This window comes from Legionella quateirensis, assembly GCF_001467955.1.
GTDB lineage: Bacteria > Pseudomonadota > Gammaproteobacteria > Legionellales > Legionellaceae > Legionella > Legionella quateirensis.
Genome location: NZ_LNYR01000049.1, coordinates 195,938 through 212,402 on the forward strand (window position 1 = coordinate 195,938; position 16,465 = coordinate 212,402).

Sequence of the window (16,465 nt, forward strand, 5' to 3'; positions counted from 1 at the left end):
ATTAAAGTCTAGCCTTCAATGTCATTAGTAGTTCAATTAATGACAACTATGTTTACATTTAGAGCTTGTTAGATTATGATAAGCACTATCAATTCAACTCTGAGAATTACATGCCTTTACCACACGTACTAATCAACAACCAAAAAATTGCTCTTTTCAAACATTTTGATTATTTCTATGGTCCCTTAATCAACACAACTCCTCTGGGTAAATTCCGTGTACCTCAAACCGTTCGAATCAATGACGAGGTTTTGATTTTTATTTGGAACTCATCAGAACAAGCCTATCACGCTCAAAAAATACTGCATTTAAAAAGCAAACTGAGCGCTAACGATGCAAGACAACAACTATTAACCACCGCTCTTTGGTCAATTCACAATTTTTCAGGAAAGAATAGTTTTTTACCTGAAGATTACAAAAATATTGTTGATGAGTTAACACAAAATTATCCATGGCATTTTGGAGAGACTAAAAAAGATTTTGATCGCCTCTGTGATGCACATTTTCATGTAAAATATAATCCTGCAGGTGGCAGTAATCCACTCACACAGGAACCTTACACCCTCGAATTTATGAGGACTGTTCTTCGTCTTAAATTGGATGCAAACCCCAACCTGAAACACATGGTAATGCAATTGGCCGGTGAAGGAATTTTACCTATAGAAGTCAGTCGCCATGACTACAATTGGGCATCTGGTCCTGACGGCTCTGGTTTGAATATGTTAGGTATATTAATTCTGGAAGAAGGCAATCGATTGCTTGCGGAACATGGCTACTCACTCACGATCGCTGATCCACGAGGAGCATATTCTGCATTACAAAAATCTCATCGTCATCAATTATCCCATGACATTCTGGAACCGCAACAAAATCAACTCTCTGTTACTCATGCAGCCCCTCAAATAAGTCAAGCTCAATTCCCCACTTCTCAACACTCTGGATACTGGGTTTGTAGCCAGGGCCAGAATCGAGCTGCATACATTTCAAAAGGCACCGTTATTATCGGTATTTTTAGAGATAAGACCCATACTGAATGGAAAAAATCAGATCATTTAAACAAGTTTAGAGATATAATATATAATGCCCCGATAACCAATCAAGCATTCGTGTCCATGTCACAACTTGACTGGATATACAATAACGCTAATCCTGCATTGGCCACTAAAGCAGCTTTATACCAAAATGGACAGGCACTTGCTGGAATTTTTAAACGAAATGGAGCTCAATCCGATTGGGAACAAAGTGGTGATTTGAGCCAATTTTCAGCACTTCAACCTAAGAAAGCCGTCCCAAATCCCTCACGACGAGCAGAGATTCCTGTCACAACGTTAAAACCATCCAATGACCCAAGAAGCATCAATAGACTGCTCAATAAATTAAATCTAAATTTTTATGAGCATAAGCAAATGCTATTCTGGCAAAGCAAAGTTACTTCTGGTGGAACCTTGTACAGAGGCTATACCCTCCCGCACAGCATTGCCAAAGTTCTAAAAGAAATTGATAAATCAAATACCCCCTACATCTCTTATACAGATTTTAAAACAATGATAGAGAACAGTTTAAAGCAAGACAGTGGTTCATTATCATCCCAATTAGGACTATCGGGCTTTTTTCGATCAAGCCATGTTTCTGAGCTAAGAAAAATGGCCCAGGAAGGAACTATTGAATCATTCAACCCGACTTTAATCAGGTAAGATGTCTATAAAATACCGGATGCATAAATTAAAACGTGCTGCGGCACTAAAGACAAATGCGCCTTGTACCAAACCGTGTTGATGACTGCAGTGCGTCATCAACTCACTCTCACCATAATCCAGGTTATTAACCCCGTCATTAGAATCAAAAGCCAACTTAAAAAATTAAGAGGTACTAGATCCAGAAATGCCGCAGCAACTGGCAGCTGAATCAATAGGACAGTAAATAAAGCAATAATATAAATTATTATTCGTTTTCCTCTAATGCTCAGACCATTTAAAGCGATGGTTATCCCAATACTGATTGAGCTGAGCATTGCCAGAATTAATGCTCTGGCATAATTGTCTGTATATCCCAGCTTCAAAGATAATATAAAGCTCATGGTGATAATAATCGTCGTAACTACTCCAGTGACTATTATTTTTTGCCAATCGCGAGGACTAAAGAAATTATAATTTTTATTGCGCTCTATAGGTCCAAGTTCGTTATCTTCAGGTATGTCCTGAAATACCAGCAAAGCAGTTGGATGGATAATCAACTCTAAAAGAACAACATGAATGGGATAAAAAGGTAATGGATAGCCCATCAAAGGAATCAAAGCTGCTGATAGTATAAATGGAAAGTGGAGCATTAATAAATAATTAAAAGCGTGCCTGATGTTTTTAAATAATTGCCGCCCTTCAGAAATGGCATTCACAATACTGTCAAAATTATCATCCAACAATACTATATCCGAAACCTCACGAGCACTTTGAGATCCCCTCTCCCCCATGGCAATCCCTATATTTCCGGCTTTAAGTGCAGGCACATCATTGACTCCATCACCAGTCACCGCAACCAATTCGCCCTGACTCTGCAAAGCCTTGACTACATCCAGTTTTTGAATAGGAATCGCTCTGGCGATTACATCAATATCAAGTAAATTTTTATTGGCTCTCTCTCCAATATAGTCATTCAACTCTTCAGCACGAATAACAGTCGGGTTACCAGCGCCTAAGCCTATCTGCCGGGCAATGGCTTGAGCAGTCGAGGGATGATCCCCGGTTATCATCAATACATGAATATGTGACGCCTGACATTCCGCGATTGCCTCAATGACTCCCGGACGTACCGGATCTGAAAATGCGAGCAGCCCCATCCATTCATAATACTGTGTGGGTTCACTTAAATCGGAATCCTCAGCCATCTCGATTTTGGCACAGGCTATCACTTTAAAGCGGAGTGCCGCGAGTTCCTTTATTTTCTCCTTCCATGCTGCTTTTTCCTCAAAATTCAAAGTGGATAGCGCCATAATTGTTTCAGGTGCACCTTTGGTAACGATCAACCACTTAGAATCTTTTGCTATAACCGACGTTTCCCTTTTTCTGTCCTCGGTGAAGGGATAAGTCTTTAATCTTGGTTCAACATAAAGTTGAGCCTTATCTACTTCATCCATGATGGCTATATCGAGAAGATCATAACTGTCTTTACGAGAAGCAATGGCAGCTAAATACAACAGTGTTTTGGCATCTGTAATCGCGGTGGGAAAATACTCGGCTACTTTAAAATGTCCCTCTGTAATTGTTCCGGTTTTATCGGAACAAATCACGGTAATACGGCCTAAATTTTCAACGGAGACCGCACGTCGTACCAATGCTTTTTTCCGTGCTAATCGATATACACCGACACCAAGGTAAAAAGTAAGTACTATAGGAAACTCATCAGGTAATGCTGCTACTGCGAGTGTAGCCGCACTTAGGATTGCATCAATTACTCCAAATCCCTGAACAATACGAACCACGGCTAATAAAACACACAAAAAACCAGCAACAAATATTAGATTAAAAACCAGTTTACTGAGTGCAGCCTGTAATGGAGTTTTCTCTTTCGCAGTCGCTAAAGCAGAATGAACGATTTGTCCATAAAGCGTTTCCTTACCTGTAAAAACCACTCTTAAAAGACCGTGCCCTGTCAGAATTTTAGTTCCCGCAAAACCCCAATAACTGGAGTCAACAGGACTATCCTTATACGTTACTTGCAGAGATAATCCAGTGTTTTTAGTCACTGGAATTGATTCACCAGTTAATGAGGATTCCTCTATTTGAATATTATCTGCAGCAAGAATTAATCCATCTGCAGGAATTGGCTCCCCAGACTGAATGAGAACCAAATCGCCTGGTACCAATTCAATAGAGGGTATGTGAATTACTTTTCCGGAACGAATCACGCTCACTGATGTCGCCAATTGCCCAATCAGGCTTTGAGTCGATGATTGCGTGCGCCAATGTAAAAATGCATCCATACCAATCAATGGAATGATGGCTAAACCCAGAATGATGGCTTCACGATAATTGTTCAAACTGGCAAACAACATACTGGTAATTAACAAAAACCAAATCATGGGATCAGTCATGGTATTGATGATTAATTCATACCAGACATTTACCTTTATGCCAGCAATATCGTTAAGTCCATATTGATTTCGGCGTCTTAGCACATCCTCATTATCAAGACTCCACTCAGTAGAGGTAGAGTCTTTTATTCGAGACCAGGCAATCTTGCGACGCATATATTATCCCTAGCGTTAACTGAGCTCCACCTTTTGCAAATAAGTTGGCAGCTCACAAGTCCATTTCAATGTGTTTTCAATATGCTCTTTCAATGCCAGGGAAGCCGAGGGTTCACCATGAGTGATAAACACTTTTTTAGGCGCTTTTTCGAAATGGCTTAACCAGGTCAGAATCTCCTCATAATCTGCATGTGCCGAAGCATTGGTTAATACTTCCAATTGGGCATTAACGGGATATTGATCGCCATGAATTTTGACTGTAGGCTCATGTCTTAACATTCTATCACCCCGGGTACCTGATGCCTGGAATCCGGTCATCAAAATAGTGTTTAGAGGATTAGTCACATACACTTTCAAATGATGAAGCACTCTGCCGCCAGTCATCATTCCACTGGCGGAAATAATGATTTTAGGTTGGTGATCACGGTCAATCGCCATGGATTCCTCAGAAGTCTGGACGTAACTCGCCACATGACACACAGCACGGCATAACTCAGGGCTAAGCTTGTGTTCATTGCTGTTTTTCAACAGCAGCTCAGTCGCGTCAATGGCCATAGGACTATCCAGATATACCGGGATATCCGGAATTAATTTATTGTGTTTTAAGAGATAAATATAGTAGAGAATCGATTGGGAACGTCCCACTGCAAAAGCGGGTATTAATACAGTACCGCCTCGATTGTATGTGGTATTAATAATATCGGCGATAACCTTAAGCGGATCCGATTTATCATGCAGTCTATCTCCGTATGTGGACTCAAGAATCAAATAATCCGCATTCTTCATGAGTTCTGAAGGTCGCATGATCGGATCATTTAATCTGCCGATATCCCCACTGAACAATACTTTCTTTTGGTTGTATTGAAATTGTAGGAATGCCGATCCAAGAATATGACCAGCGCGATGCCAGCTTATTTCAAAATCACCTGGCATGGGATAAGGAGTATCGTACTCGACTTCCTCAAAATGCTTTAAGGAATTATAGGCATCCTCTTGAGTATACAAGGGTACTGCTGGATTATGTTTACTGTACCCGTATTTATTTGCTCTTCGCGCATCTTCTTCTTGTAAAAAACCACTATCAGGCAAAAGAATGGAACAAAGCTCTTTTGTAGCCTTGGTCGCATAAATTCTTCCCTTAAAGCCCTGCTTTACCAGTAAAGGAATATAGCCGCAGTGATCTATATGGGCATGGGTTAATACAACGGCATCAATCGATTTGGGCGATACTGGAAAAGGAGCCCAGTTTCGTAACCTCAGTTCTTTTAACCCTTGAAACAATCCGCAATCCACCAGAATTTTTTTATCATTTAATTCCATTAGATATTTGGAACCTGTCACCGTACCTGTGGCACCCATAAAGGTCAATTTCATAATAATTCCTTTTTTATAATGAGTTGATTATAAAGCAGATAAGATCAGTAGGAACAGTTTTTTATGATATTTATTCTGTGCAGAACCTATCCGGAAATTAATGCCTCGCCTTTCGTATTTCTTTTCAAGTCAGAACTATCTGCAACGAACTGAATCAGTACTTACGAAAAACCCAAAGTCGAGGCAAAAGGAATTTTTGTAACTACTCAATTACCGCGGAAATTTCGTCATCCAGAACGCAGTACTCTCCTTCAAAGTAGCACTGTACTCGTGTTCCAGCCACATTCAGGAGATCCCTCGTTTCACTCGGGATGACGGTTGTTTTATACGTCATCCTGAACGCAGTGAAGGATCTCCAGAAGCAGGCACCATGCCTCTTTCAGGAGATCTCTCACTTCGTTCGAGATGACGTCTCCTGACTGAATTAAAAATTCCATTTAACAAAGAGATTGGGCGTTTTTCGTAAGGCCTGTGAATATTAACTCATTAACGTGCCATTACATCCTACTCCTTAATAGAGCTTTTCTTTATATTCTCAATCCATTTCTGTCGATTCGCTTTGCTCATATCTGTTTTTTTAATGGCATAATGCAGTACATAGATGCCGTCTTTACCTCGGGTAATCTTTTGAATTTCATCTTGTTGCAGGTTTTCAGGTACTGTCACCTTAAACTCAAAAATCAGTTGATTGGGTTGATCATCAATCGTATTAATCGAATACGTAACACCCGTTTTATTCAAGCTGTCTACAAATTTATTTTTAAATTGAGTGGGGGTCACTTCTTCCATGCCCGGCAAAAACTGTGATGTAACCAGCTCATTCCATTGATTAATATTATCTCCTGCGGGGATATACTCCACGGTCCATACAGCATTGGTTTTTTGTCCCCAGGCAGGTTTCCATACCCTGTTATCGAAATGAACATTCTGTTTATCGTAGGTCACTATTTCAGGGGATGCTGCATCGTCTTGTAATGCGACAAGACTGCAATACAGCTCTCCTTTATAAGTAAGATACACCATGCAGTTTGAATTATTTTCCTTGGTTACCTTAACTACATTTTCTGGAAGCGTTGAACTTGATAAATCAGCATAACAATTCATTGCCATGAATATACCCAGGAACCAACCAATAACAGGATTCATCATTTCATCACAATTAATGAATATGATTTAATTGTAGACTCCGAAAACGCACATTGCATAACGAATTAATCAATCCTAATACCCATTGCCTCTTTCAAGTTTCCCAGTAATCCTTCTGCAAATAATCGCGGCATAATCTGTTGCCCCAGAATGGAGGCGAATTCATACCCACTGTCACCATAATTGGCATCCAACCAAACCAGTCGATCAATTTCACTTCCAGGAACTGGGATACCCTTTATGTTCACAATATAAGTACGCATCACTAACAGAGCATCTTCATAAATCGCTTTAGCCTGAAATACTCCATAAGGATAAACAGAAAGAACTTCTACATTCAACTCTTCATACAACTCACGCGTTAATGTCTGTTCATCCGTTTCATCCCGTTCAATTTTGCCTCCAGGAACTATAAGTTCCCTGGCTGGTTTTCCACGCTTATGAACTGCTAAAACGCGTTTATAAGGGTCAAATATTAAAGCTCCAGCTTTATAAATGGTCGGCAAATTGAATTGATTCATTTTCTAAAACTCCATAATTAGTTGCTGTTAATTTGTCCAAAATGGCAATACAAGGATTACTGATGCTCTCAGGCGTACTAAAAACATTCTGGCAAAACTCGCATTGGTGATGTTGATGAGGAAGTACCGAGTGAAGTCCTTTATCAAAATGAGGATGATTACAATGAGGGCAATTAAAGCTGAATAAATCATGGCGAAGCTCTGGAATCGCCCTTTGAATCTGCAGCACGCGCACCATTTCAATATCCAAAAGCACGTCATCTACCCACACTTCACTGTAGGTATTATCAACCACCCGTTTGTTTTCACTGGAATAAGCATGAACATGTATGGCACTTTCTTCAGGACGTTTGGCTGTCCAGATAATTGATGGATTTGATCCCCAAATCTGAAATCCGCCCGGATATCGATCGCGCTCCAATCTTATTGTTCTAGCGGGACGTATTGAAGGTCTTTGTACCTGAAGGTCTCCAAGCCATTCTTTAAACCGAATAATTGGATTAGCAACACAAGGTTGAGCTGTAGCTGTTAACCCACCACATTGACTGCAATAATGTTCGCTTGATGGACGTACAGCTGACCAGCCTTTATCCAGCAATTCAGCTCCGCAATGATCACAGTCAATGCTGACAATGGCAAAATCAAAAATAGAACTCATGGTATAACTCACGGCACTATCTTCGGTTAGCAGCATGCTTTTTCCCTGCCATATCACTTCGATTTCAGAAAACGATTTATCAATTACTTTTTTTCCGATCTCAGTTAATCGGGCATGAATATGAACTCCTCGATCAAAGGCTTGATCATGGCTATCAAACACAGCAGGCAAAGCCCCCCAGGCAGCTACACCTCCTGGAAAATCGGATAGTTCTATAGCGACAGAAGGTTTATTCAGATAGGGGTTAAAATCAGACATAGAGACACCTTAATAAAAAATAAATTAAAGTATCCCTCGTCCTGAAAACAGGATTGTCGTCACAACTCGGGAGGAATCGAGAATAGTTGTAATCACCTGTTTCTACAGAAAAAATATAGTACCGAACAATTAATTTATATGTCAATATAAGAATGATTGGAGTGTCATCGCTGGATAGATGAATACTCTAAATACCCTGGACTATTACACATCAATTTTATAAGGAGATTGTCATGAACGGTTGCAAACTAAGCCCGGTTGGACTAGGCCTGTCTATAGGTGTTCTTTGGGGATTATCCATGTTATTCCTGGGCTTATCTGCTTATCATTACAGCTATGGCAAACCCTTCGTTGAAGCAGTAGCAACTTTATATTTAGGCTATGAACCTTCCATAAAAGGGAGCATCATTGGTGGTATCTTGGGATTTATTAATGCGTTTATTACGGGTTTTCTTATTGCCTGGCTGTACAATAAATTCAGTTGCTGTAAATGCAGCTGTTGCGGTATGAAAAGCAAAGAAGAAACAAAGGCTTAATGAATCAATAGATCCCTGCACAGGAACTCTTGAAGGTTCGTCATACTGAACGCAGTAAAGAATCTCCTTCTAAGTGGCACCGAACTCATGATCCAGCCACATTCAGGAGATCCCTCGTTTCACTCGGGATGACGGTTCATTCGTCGTCATCCTGAACACAGTGAAGGATCTCCAATCGCAGACATCCAGCCACTTCAAGAAGATCCCTCATTGCATTCGGGATGACATGTTCGGAAGTACTGAGAAGTTACATCAAGTTCATAAGGCCAATGCGGCCTTATGAACTTGAGTCTGGAACGGTTTTATTGACGCACAATAATATTATTTTCTACAGTCTGTACCCCGGGAACTTGACGTGCTATTTGCTCCGCGGTATCGCTTTGGCGAATTTTCTTAACATATCCACTTAAGATAACTGTGTTTTGATTGGTCACAACATGAACCTGTGCTATCAGAGGATCGGGATTACGCATTAATGCATCCTGTACTGATTGCGCCAAAGTCATACTGGACTGATAAGGGCTGAACATAGTGCTGCTGCCCGTATTATTCATACATCCAGTCAATAAAAGAAACAAGCCTGCCAAAACGCCATTTACTAAATATTTTTGCATTAGATTCTCCAATAGAGAGTAAGTACAGTCCATCCTGAACATCTTGATATACAACCCGATAAGCCCTCAAACCAGACTTATTCTATAACCACATAACACAACACTGCAAAGAAATGAAAAATACTTCCGGCTAAAACGAATAGATGCCAAAGCACATGACTGTACTTTAATCGTTCCCATGCATAAAAAATAACGCCGACAGTGTAGCATAATCCACCAGCAACAATACATGCCAAACCACCAGAGGGCAATAATTGATAAATTGGCTTGATAACAACCAGACTCATCCACCCCATCAATAAATAGAGTAATGTCGATAAGAGTTCAAATCTATGTACAAAAAAAAGCTTAAAGATCACACCTGCAACGGCAAGAGACCATATAATAGTAAACATGGTCCAGCCCCAGGGGCCCCTCAGAGTGACTAACATGAATGGGGTATAGCTGCCAGCAATCAGTAAATATATGGATGCATGGTCAACGATACGAAAAAAATGTTTTAATCTGGGATTTGTGATGCTGTGGTATATAGTAGAACTGACATACATCAAAATCAGGGTGCAACCAAAAACAATCCCGGATAACAATTTGAATCCGTCATTTTGAGTTGCAGAAAAAACAATGAGTAAAGTAATAGCGGCAAGACTCAGTAATGCGCCCATGGCATGAGTCGTCGCATTTCCGATTTCTTCACCTCTGGTTTGAAGTTTATCTGGTTTAATCCATGGCATAACAGTCTCTTATTCTGGTTAGAACGCATCAACTCATGAGTTTACTTCAGGACTTACGAAAAACCCCAAGGTCGAGGCAAAAGGAATTTTTAATGAAGGAGTTTAGATAAACTAAATGACTGAATTAAAAATTTCTTTTAACGAAGAGATTGGTTTTTTTCGTAAGTCCTGTACTTATTTGAAGGAATAGTAACACATTTGTCAATAATTCTACAGTAAGGTAGTTATAATGGAATACTGCTATACTACTTTTTATAAATCAGCCCCTACAGGATGTAGTGTATGAAAAAAGAGAAGAAAATCACCAAATCAGATCCCAATCAACAACAGGATACCCATGGTGAGTCCAAGGAGCCAGATTCAGTTTTTAGCATCATTGATAAACTCTACCAGGCAAAATTAGGGAAACTCACCGCAGGAATCAGTCCTGCTGCATTAATGACAGCCCATTTTTCATGGATTGCCCAGCTCTTACAATCCCCTGGAACAATGACCCAACTGACTCTCTTCCCCCTGCTTCATGCTCAGGATATGATCTCTAATCTTGTCACCCAAGATAAACCGGAAAATGGGAAAGACGTTCGATTTCATACAGAAAATTGGAGTCATTATCCGTGGCGCTTGTGGGCAGAACTATTTCTTCAACTGGAAGAATGGAGTTTACAATCTACCACCAGTGTGCCTGGATTGCCGGCCCACGTTAAACGCACCGTATCATTTCGCATGAGGCAAATTCTTGATGCTTTATCACCATCTAACTTTGTACTGACCAATCCTGATTTACTTCTGGAAACATTTCGGACTCAGGGAAAAAATCTGATTCGTGGAACCGAACTGGCCATTCAGGATTTTACAGAAAAACTGACAGGCTCTCCTCCAGCCGGGGTTGAAAACTTCATTCCTGGCAAACAGGTTGCTGTCACTAAAGGAAAGGTAGTGTTTAAAAATCATCTGATTGAGTTAATTCAGTATGAGGCTCAGACAGAGAAAGTATATAAAGAACCGATTCTTATTTTACCTGCCTGGATCATGAAATATTACATCCTTGATCTGCTTCCAGATAATTCTCTGGTGAACTGGCTCACCCAACAAGGTCATACTGTTTTTATCGTTTCATGGCGAAATCCAACCAAAGAAGATAGAAATCTTGGACTGGAAGACTACTACCGTCTGGGTGCGATGGCGGCAATTGATGCGGTATCAAAGACCAGAACCGATAGCAAGATTCATCTAATGGGATATTGTCTGGGTGGCACTCTGGCAATGATTACAGCCGCAGCCATGGCAAAAAATCATGATGCCCGTCTAAAAAGCCTGACACTTCTCGCGGCTCAGGGAGATTTTACTGAAGCAGGCGAATTGCTTCTTTTTATCACTAAAAGTGAAGTATCGTTCTTAAAGAGCATGATGTGGGATCAAGGCTATCTGGATACAAAACAAATGTCCGGAACTTTTCAGATGCTACGATCCTATGATTTGATTTGGTCTAAAATGGTTCAAGATTACATGCATGGTACTCAAAGAGGAATGATAGCCCTGCTTGCCTGGAATGCGGATGCGACCCGAATGCCTTATAAAATGCACAGCGAATATCTGGAACAATTATTTCTTAACAATGATTTTGCTGAAGGACGATTTTCAATTGAAGGGAAACATATAGTCGCTGAAAACATTCATTTACCCGCCTTTGTCGTCAGCACAGAAAAAGATCATGTGGCACCTTGGAAATCTGTGTATAAAACCCATCTGCTTATTAATAGCGACATTACCTTTGTCTTGACCAATGGCGGTCACAATGCTGGAATCGTCAGTGAGCCGGGGCATGAAGGCCGATCCTATCTGATTCGCGAAAGGAAAAAAGATTCAACCTATCTTGATCCGACAACCTGGTTAAAAGAAGCGGCAACGGAAACAGGCTCATGGTGGATGGCATGGCATAAGTGGTTAATGCAACATTCATCGCCTCAACTCGTGACTCCTCCCAAACTCGATAAAAAACTCCCTGATGCTCCAGGAGAATATGTCTTACAGAAATGATAGAGGATAAAATGGATAACGAATTTCTTGATAATGTCACCTTTGATGAACTCACTTTAGGACGAAAAGCGACATTAGTGAGAACTTTAACAGAAAATGACATCAACTTATTTGCGGCGATGTCCGGAGATGTGAATCCCGCTCACATGGATCCCAATTACGCTCAAAGTGATATTTTTCATGGTGTAGTGGGACACGGTATGTGGGCTGGAGCACTTATATCCACGTTATTGGGCACAGTATTACCAGGGCCAGGAACAATTTATCTGGAGCAGGACATCAAATTTAAAAACCCGGTACATATAGGTGATGAATTAACCCTGACTGTAGTAGTTCGAGACAAGGATGACGCAACAAAAATTGTCAATTTTGACTGTACGGGCATCAATCAAAAAGGAGAAATTAGCGTTGAAGGACTAGCTAAAGTGATTGCTCCTGTTAAAAAGTTGAGAGTACCTCGTATCTCCTTGCCCCATGTTGAAATCCTGAATCACGATCATTTTAACGCCACCATAGAATCCTGTCGCGATCTACCTCCTATCAAGACGGCTGTAGTTCACCCGGTAACTGCCAATGTATTGGAAGCAGTCGATGATTCCGTCAAAGCGGGGTTGATCACTCCTGTTTTAATCGGCCCTATTAAAAAAATAAAATCCGCTGCAAAGGAAGCCCACATCGACATATCCCAATGGGAGATTATTAATACAGAGCACAGTAATGCTGCGGCTGTTAAAGCTGTAGAGCTTGCTTCATCATGTAAGGTCGATGCAATAATGAAAGGAGCGCTGCATACTGATGAATTAATGTCCGCTATAGTTCCTGTATCATCCGGATTACGTACCAAGTATCGAATCAGCCATGTTTATGTGATGGATGTTCCTACCTATCATAAACCACTTCTGATTACCGACGCTGCAATCAACATATCTCCTAATGCAGCAGATAAAGCGGATATTTGTCAAAATGCCATCAATCTCTGGCGGATTTTGTTTGGAGATGAACATAAGCCCAAAGTCGCCATACTTGCTGCAGTTGAAACCGTGAATCCTAAAATGCAAGCAACTGTAGATGCAGCTATTCTTTGTAAAATGGCAGATCGACGACAAATTTGTGACGGTATTTTAGATGGGCCCCTGGCTTTTGATAATGCGATAAACAAACAAGCGGCTATCGAAAAAGAGATAATATCCCCTGTAGCGGGTGATGCTGATATATTGCTGGTACCTGAAATTGAATCTGGAAACATTCTTGCGAAACAACTGTCCTTTCTGGGGCACGCCGATGCCGCGGGTATTGTATTGGGAGCGCGCGTCCCGATCATTTTAGCAAGCAGGGCTGACTCCTTAAGGACTCGGCTGTTATCTTGCGCGGTAGCGGTGAAAATTTCCGCAGCCAGAAAAGCAGGAAAAATAAAATGACGGATTCTGTTTTATTAATCCTTAACTCAGGATCTTCCAGCGTAAAATTCCAAGTATTTACCAATACGGCAGAACTGACTTCACTGGCCCATGGTAAAATATCCGACTTGGGTACAGAACCCCAATTTTCCGCTTGCAATGAAACTCAATCCGAGCAAAAAACAGTTAAATCACTTGCGATAGATTTTAATCACATACAATCAATTCAGGAAATACTCGACTGGATAAATCACCAAAACAATTGGAAAGTCAGTGCTGTGGCGCACCGAGTGGTGCATGGTGGTGTTCAATTCTCTCAAAGTGTTTTGGTTACAGACGATGTATTCTTTCAATTAAAAAAACTAAATCCTTTGGCGCCGCTGCATCAACCACATAACCTGGTCGCTATAGAAATTATCCATAATATATTTCCCCAATTACCTCAAATCGCTTGTTTTGATACCGCGTTTCACGCTCAGCACAGTCCTTTATTTACAGTATATGCCCTGCCTCAATATCTCCGGAAACAAGGGATCAGACGGTATGGATTTCATGGGCTTTCTTATGAATGGATAGCCCATACCTTAAAAAAGAAACATCCCGGTTTGGCTCAGGGTCGGATTATCACAGCACATTTGGGTAATGGTGCCAGCTTATGTGCCATGCATAACGGTATCAGTATTGATACCACTATGGGATTAACCGCACTGGATGGGCTACCCATGGGCACACGATGCGGCAGCCTGGATCCTGGCGCAATTACCTACATGATCAGGGAATTAGGTTTATCTCCTTCTGAAGTTGAACAAATACTTTATAATGATTCAGGTCTTCTTGGATTATCCGGATTAACCAATAACGTCAGGGAATTACAAGAAAGTCAGGATAAACAAGCTCAATTCGCGCTGGATTATTTTTGTCTTAAAGCAGCTCAATTTATGGGAATGATGGCAATTTCCCTTGGTGGTGTTGATGGTATTGTATTCACTGGTGGAATAGGTGAAAATTCAGAAATAATTAGAACGAATATCCTTGCTCGACTCGAAGTTCTGCGACCTTTTTCTGTCCTGATTATTCCGGCAAATGAAGAGAAAATGATGGCTATGCATGCATTAGAACTCTTGCGTACAATGTAAGTAAAGAGAACAATAATATGGATAAAGACTATTACAAAATTATGGGTGTAAGCCCTGATGCCTCTGATAAAGACATCAAAACAGCGTACCGAAAATTAGCTCGTAAATACCACCCTGACATCAGTAAAGAAGCTGATGCTGAAGAAAAATTTAAAGAGATGGGTGAAGCCTATGAAATCCTGAAAGATCCCATTAAAAGAGCTGAATACGATCAGTACGTTAAAAATCGTGAATTCAACCAAAAGGCATATCAGTCCGCTGGACACGCTGGAACGGGAAGGCAACATCAATACCAGGATGTTCAATTTGATAGTGATTTCTTTGAATCTTTATTTGGCCATTCTCGATACCAACATCAACCAATGACGGGACAGAATTATCAAGGTAAGATCACAATCAGTCTGGAAGAAGCCTTTAATGGTGCGGTAAAAAGTGTGCAGGTTCCAGTGGATCAAGGCTCGGAAACCAAATTACAGACTTTAAATGTTAAAATTCCAGCAGGAATAAAATCCGGTCAGCAAATACGTCTGGCAGGCCAAGGCGGAGCAGGCATTAATGGCGGATCCAGAGGCGATCTGTATTTAACTATAGATGTAATGAAACACTCACTTTTTGATGTAATGGAAAATGACATTTATCTCACTCTGCCCATTGCTCCCTGGGAAGCCGCTCTAGGCACTACAGTAGTAGTACCCACATTGAGCGGAAAAATTGATTTAAAAATTCCCCCAGGCTCCCAAGGTGGACAAAAACTAAGAATCAAGAACCGTGGATTACCAGGAGCAACCCCTGGCAACCAATACGTACTTTTAAAAATAATTACTCCACCAGCTACCTCAGAAGCAGCAAAAGAGATGTATAAAAAAATGGCGGAAGTAATGCCTTTCAATCCACGCGAGAAAATGGGAGCATAGCATGAGTAAAAATAATCTTTTAACCGGCATGCTTATTGAAGAAACAACTACTTATACCTTCGTAGAAGTATGTCATCGATACCATATTCCTGAAGACTTGCTCATTGAGATGATAGAATATGGATTGTTTCCAAATCAACCAACGGATCCCAAAAACATCATGATGGATCAAAAAGCCCTTCGACGCATTGAATCCGCATTCCGTTTACACAGAGATTTGGAAATTAATCTACCGGGCGTAGCGCTGGCACTTGAGCTGTTAGAAAAAATTGAAAAAATGCAGAATGAACTGGATATATTACGAAAACATTTTTAATTAAAATAGTTTCATCATCTACCCGTATTATTTCACTTTTAATACGGGTTATCTTCCTAAGCTAACACAACCACCTCCCCATCCACCGCCACGTCATCCCCCGCACTCCATCACCCTCCGAACTCCGTCACCCTCCGCACTCCGTCACCCTCCACACTCCGTCACCCTCCACACTCCGTCACCCTCCACACTCCGTCACCCTCCGCACTCCCACCGCACTCCGTCACCCTCCGCGAAGGCGGAGGGTCCATGAATAGTGCGTCCAAAAGAGAAAAAACATATAACTATATTCTTAAGGGTATTTTGTAACTAATAACAAAAAGGGGCGTAATAACAGTAAATCTTATATAAAGGGGTTGGGGAGCAAAAGAATATAGCCAAAGAATGGACCCTCCGCCTTCGCGGAGGGTGACGAGGTGTTGGAGGGTGGCGTAGTGGAAGAGAATGACGAAACGGCAGAGTGTGACGAAGCATCCGTCACCCTCCGCACTCCGTAACCCTCCACACTCCGTCACCCTCCGCGAAGGCGGAGGGTCCATGAATAGTGCGTCCAAAAGAGAAAAAACATATAACTATATTCTTAA

14 protein-coding genes are annotated in these 16,465 nt (G+C 41.0%); 7 read left to right on the forward strand and 7 right to left on the reverse strand.

Annotated features, from left to right (window positions below; all coding sequences use genetic code 11):
* Window positions 1–110 precede the first annotated feature (110 nt).
* Window positions 111–1,694 carry a hypothetical protein gene (locus tag Lqua_RS17470; protein ID WP_058475570.1) on the forward strand — a complete coding sequence of 528 codons (1,584 nt, stop codon included), beginning with the start codon at window positions 111–113 and terminating at the stop codon, window positions 1,692–1,694.
* A 98-nt stretch (window positions 1,695–1,792) separates the two neighbouring features.
* On the opposite strand, the gene Lqua_RS17475 is transcribed toward Lqua_RS17470, so the two are convergent.
* From Lqua_RS17475 to Lqua_RS17495, 5 genes are all read right to left on the reverse strand, one after another.
* Window positions 1,793–4,243, reverse strand: coding sequence for a cation-translocating P-type ATPase (locus Lqua_RS17475; RefSeq protein ID WP_058475571.1), 2,451 nt, complete (start codon window positions 4,241–4,243; stop codon window positions 1,793–1,795).
* A 15-nt stretch (window positions 4,244–4,258) separates the two neighbouring features.
* Window positions 4,259–5,617: an MBL fold metallo-hydrolase RNA specificity domain-containing protein gene (locus Lqua_RS17480; protein WP_058475572.1), complete on the reverse strand. Its 1,359-nt coding sequence runs from the start codon at window positions 5,615–5,617 to the stop codon at window positions 4,259–4,261.
* 504 nt (window positions 5,618–6,121) lie between these two features.
* The gene (locus Lqua_RS17485) at window positions 6,122–6,766 is read right to left on the reverse strand and encodes a hypothetical protein (protein ID WP_238585609.1); all 645 of its coding nucleotides are present in this window, start codon (window positions 6,764–6,766) and stop codon (window positions 6,122–6,124) included.
* Between the two features lie 62 nt (window positions 6,767–6,828).
* Window positions 6,829–7,284 (reverse strand): NUDIX hydrolase, encoded by a 456-nt coding sequence (locus Lqua_RS17490; protein ID WP_065240208.1) that lies wholly within the window; start codon window positions 7,282–7,284, stop codon window positions 6,829–6,831.
* Window positions 7,253–8,200, reverse strand: a complete 948-nt coding sequence (locus Lqua_RS17495) for a hypothetical protein (RefSeq protein WP_058475573.1) — start codon at window positions 8,198–8,200, stop codon at window positions 7,253–7,255. Before Lqua_RS17495 ends, Lqua_RS17490 begins: the two co-directional genes overlap by 32 nt.
* A gap of 233 nt (window positions 8,201–8,433) precedes the next feature.
* Between Lqua_RS17495 and Lqua_RS17500 the strand changes: the two genes are divergently transcribed.
* Window positions 8,434–8,736, forward strand: a complete 303-nt coding sequence (locus tag Lqua_RS17500; RefSeq protein ID WP_058475574.1) for a bacteriophage holin — start codon at window positions 8,434–8,436, stop codon at window positions 8,734–8,736.
* Between the two features lie 302 nt (window positions 8,737–9,038).
* Here the strand turns inward: Lqua_RS17500 and Lqua_RS17505 are convergent, their stop codons facing one another.
* Both Lqua_RS17505 and trhA read right to left on the reverse strand, forming a co-directional pair.
* On the reverse strand, window positions 9,039–9,350 hold the full coding sequence (locus Lqua_RS17505; protein ID WP_058475575.1) for a BON domain-containing protein: 312 nt from the start codon (window positions 9,348–9,350) through the stop codon (window positions 9,039–9,041).
* Window positions 9,351–9,427: 77 nt separating this feature from the next.
* Window positions 9,428–10,081, reverse strand: a complete 654-nt coding sequence (gene trhA, locus Lqua_RS17510; RefSeq protein WP_058475576.1) for a PAQR family membrane homeostasis protein TrhA — start codon at window positions 10,079–10,081, stop codon at window positions 9,428–9,430.
* 282 nt (window positions 10,082–10,363) lie between these two features.
* Here trhA and Lqua_RS17515 point away from each other — a divergent pair, with 282 nt between their 5' ends.
* From Lqua_RS17515 to Lqua_RS17535, 5 genes are read left to right on the forward strand one after another with little or no spacing between them, the layout of a single operon-like run.
* On the forward strand, window positions 10,364–12,118 hold the full coding sequence (locus Lqua_RS17515; protein ID WP_083501386.1) for a PHA/PHB synthase family protein: 1,755 nt from the start codon (window positions 10,364–10,366) through the stop codon (window positions 12,116–12,118).
* Window positions 12,119–12,129: 11 nt separating this feature from the next.
* On the forward strand, window positions 12,130–13,536 hold the full coding sequence (locus tag Lqua_RS17520; protein WP_058475613.1) for a bifunctional enoyl-CoA hydratase/phosphate acetyltransferase: 1,407 nt from the start codon (window positions 12,130–12,132) through the stop codon (window positions 13,534–13,536).
* Complete coding sequence (locus Lqua_RS17525) at window positions 13,533–14,651, forward strand: acetate/propionate family kinase (protein WP_058475577.1); 1,119 nt, start codon at window positions 13,533–13,535, stop codon at window positions 14,649–14,651. Before Lqua_RS17520 ends, Lqua_RS17525 begins: the two co-directional genes overlap by 4 nt.
* 17 nt (window positions 14,652–14,668) lie before the next feature.
* Window positions 14,669–15,565 carry a DnaJ C-terminal domain-containing protein gene (locus Lqua_RS17530; protein WP_058475578.1) on the forward strand — a complete coding sequence of 299 codons (897 nt, stop codon included), beginning with the start codon at window positions 14,669–14,671 and terminating at the stop codon, window positions 15,563–15,565.
* A 1-nt stretch (window position 15,566) separates the two neighbouring features.
* Window positions 15,567–15,881, forward strand: coding sequence for a chaperone modulator CbpM (locus Lqua_RS17535; protein ID WP_058475579.1), 315 nt, complete (start codon window positions 15,567–15,569; stop codon window positions 15,879–15,881).
* The last annotated feature ends 584 nt before the right edge of the window (window positions 15,882–16,465 follow it).

Excerpts from the sequence above, each read along its gene's own strand:
- Lqua_RS17470 (WP_058475570.1), top strand. The coding sequence starts at position 111 with ATGCCTTTACCACACGTACTAATCAACAACCAAAAAATTGCTCTTTTC.
- Lqua_RS17475 (WP_058475571.1), bottom strand. The coding sequence starts at position 4,243 with ATGCGTCGCAAGATTGCCTGGTCTCGAATAAAAGACTCTACCTCTACT.
- Lqua_RS17480 (WP_058475572.1), bottom strand. The coding sequence starts at position 5,617 with ATGAAATTGACCTTTATGGGTGCCACAGGTACGGTGACAGGTTCCAAA.
- Lqua_RS17485 (WP_238585609.1), bottom strand. The coding sequence starts at position 6,766 with ATGATGAATCCTGTTATTGGTTGGTTCCTGGGTATATTCATGGCAATG.
- Lqua_RS17490 (WP_065240208.1), bottom strand. The coding sequence starts at position 7,284 with ATGAATCAATTCAATTTGCCGACCATTTATAAAGCTGGAGCTTTAATA.
- Lqua_RS17495 (WP_058475573.1), bottom strand. The coding sequence starts at position 8,200 with ATGTCTGATTTTAACCCCTATCTGAATAAACCTTCTGTCGCTATAGAA.
- Lqua_RS17500 (WP_058475574.1), top strand. The coding sequence starts at position 8,434 with ATGAACGGTTGCAAACTAAGCCCGGTTGGACTAGGCCTGTCTATAGGT.
- Lqua_RS17505 (WP_058475575.1), bottom strand. The coding sequence starts at position 9,350 with ATGCAAAAATATTTAGTAAATGGCGTTTTGGCAGGCTTGTTTCTTTTA.
- trhA (WP_058475576.1), bottom strand. The coding sequence starts at position 10,081 with ATGCCATGGATTAAACCAGATAAACTTCAAACCAGAGGTGAAGAAATC.
- Lqua_RS17515 (WP_083501386.1), top strand. The coding sequence starts at position 10,364 with ATGAAAAAAGAGAAGAAAATCACCAAATCAGATCCCAATCAACAACAG.
- Lqua_RS17520 (WP_058475613.1), top strand. The coding sequence starts at position 12,130 with ATGGATAACGAATTTCTTGATAATGTCACCTTTGATGAACTCACTTTA.
- Lqua_RS17525 (WP_058475577.1), top strand. The coding sequence starts at position 13,533 with ATGACGGATTCTGTTTTATTAATCCTTAACTCAGGATCTTCCAGCGTA.
- Lqua_RS17530 (WP_058475578.1), top strand. The coding sequence starts at position 14,669 with ATGGATAAAGACTATTACAAAATTATGGGTGTAAGCCCTGATGCCTCT.
- Lqua_RS17535 (WP_058475579.1), top strand. The coding sequence starts at position 15,567 with ATGAGTAAAAATAATCTTTTAACCGGCATGCTTATTGAAGAAACAACT.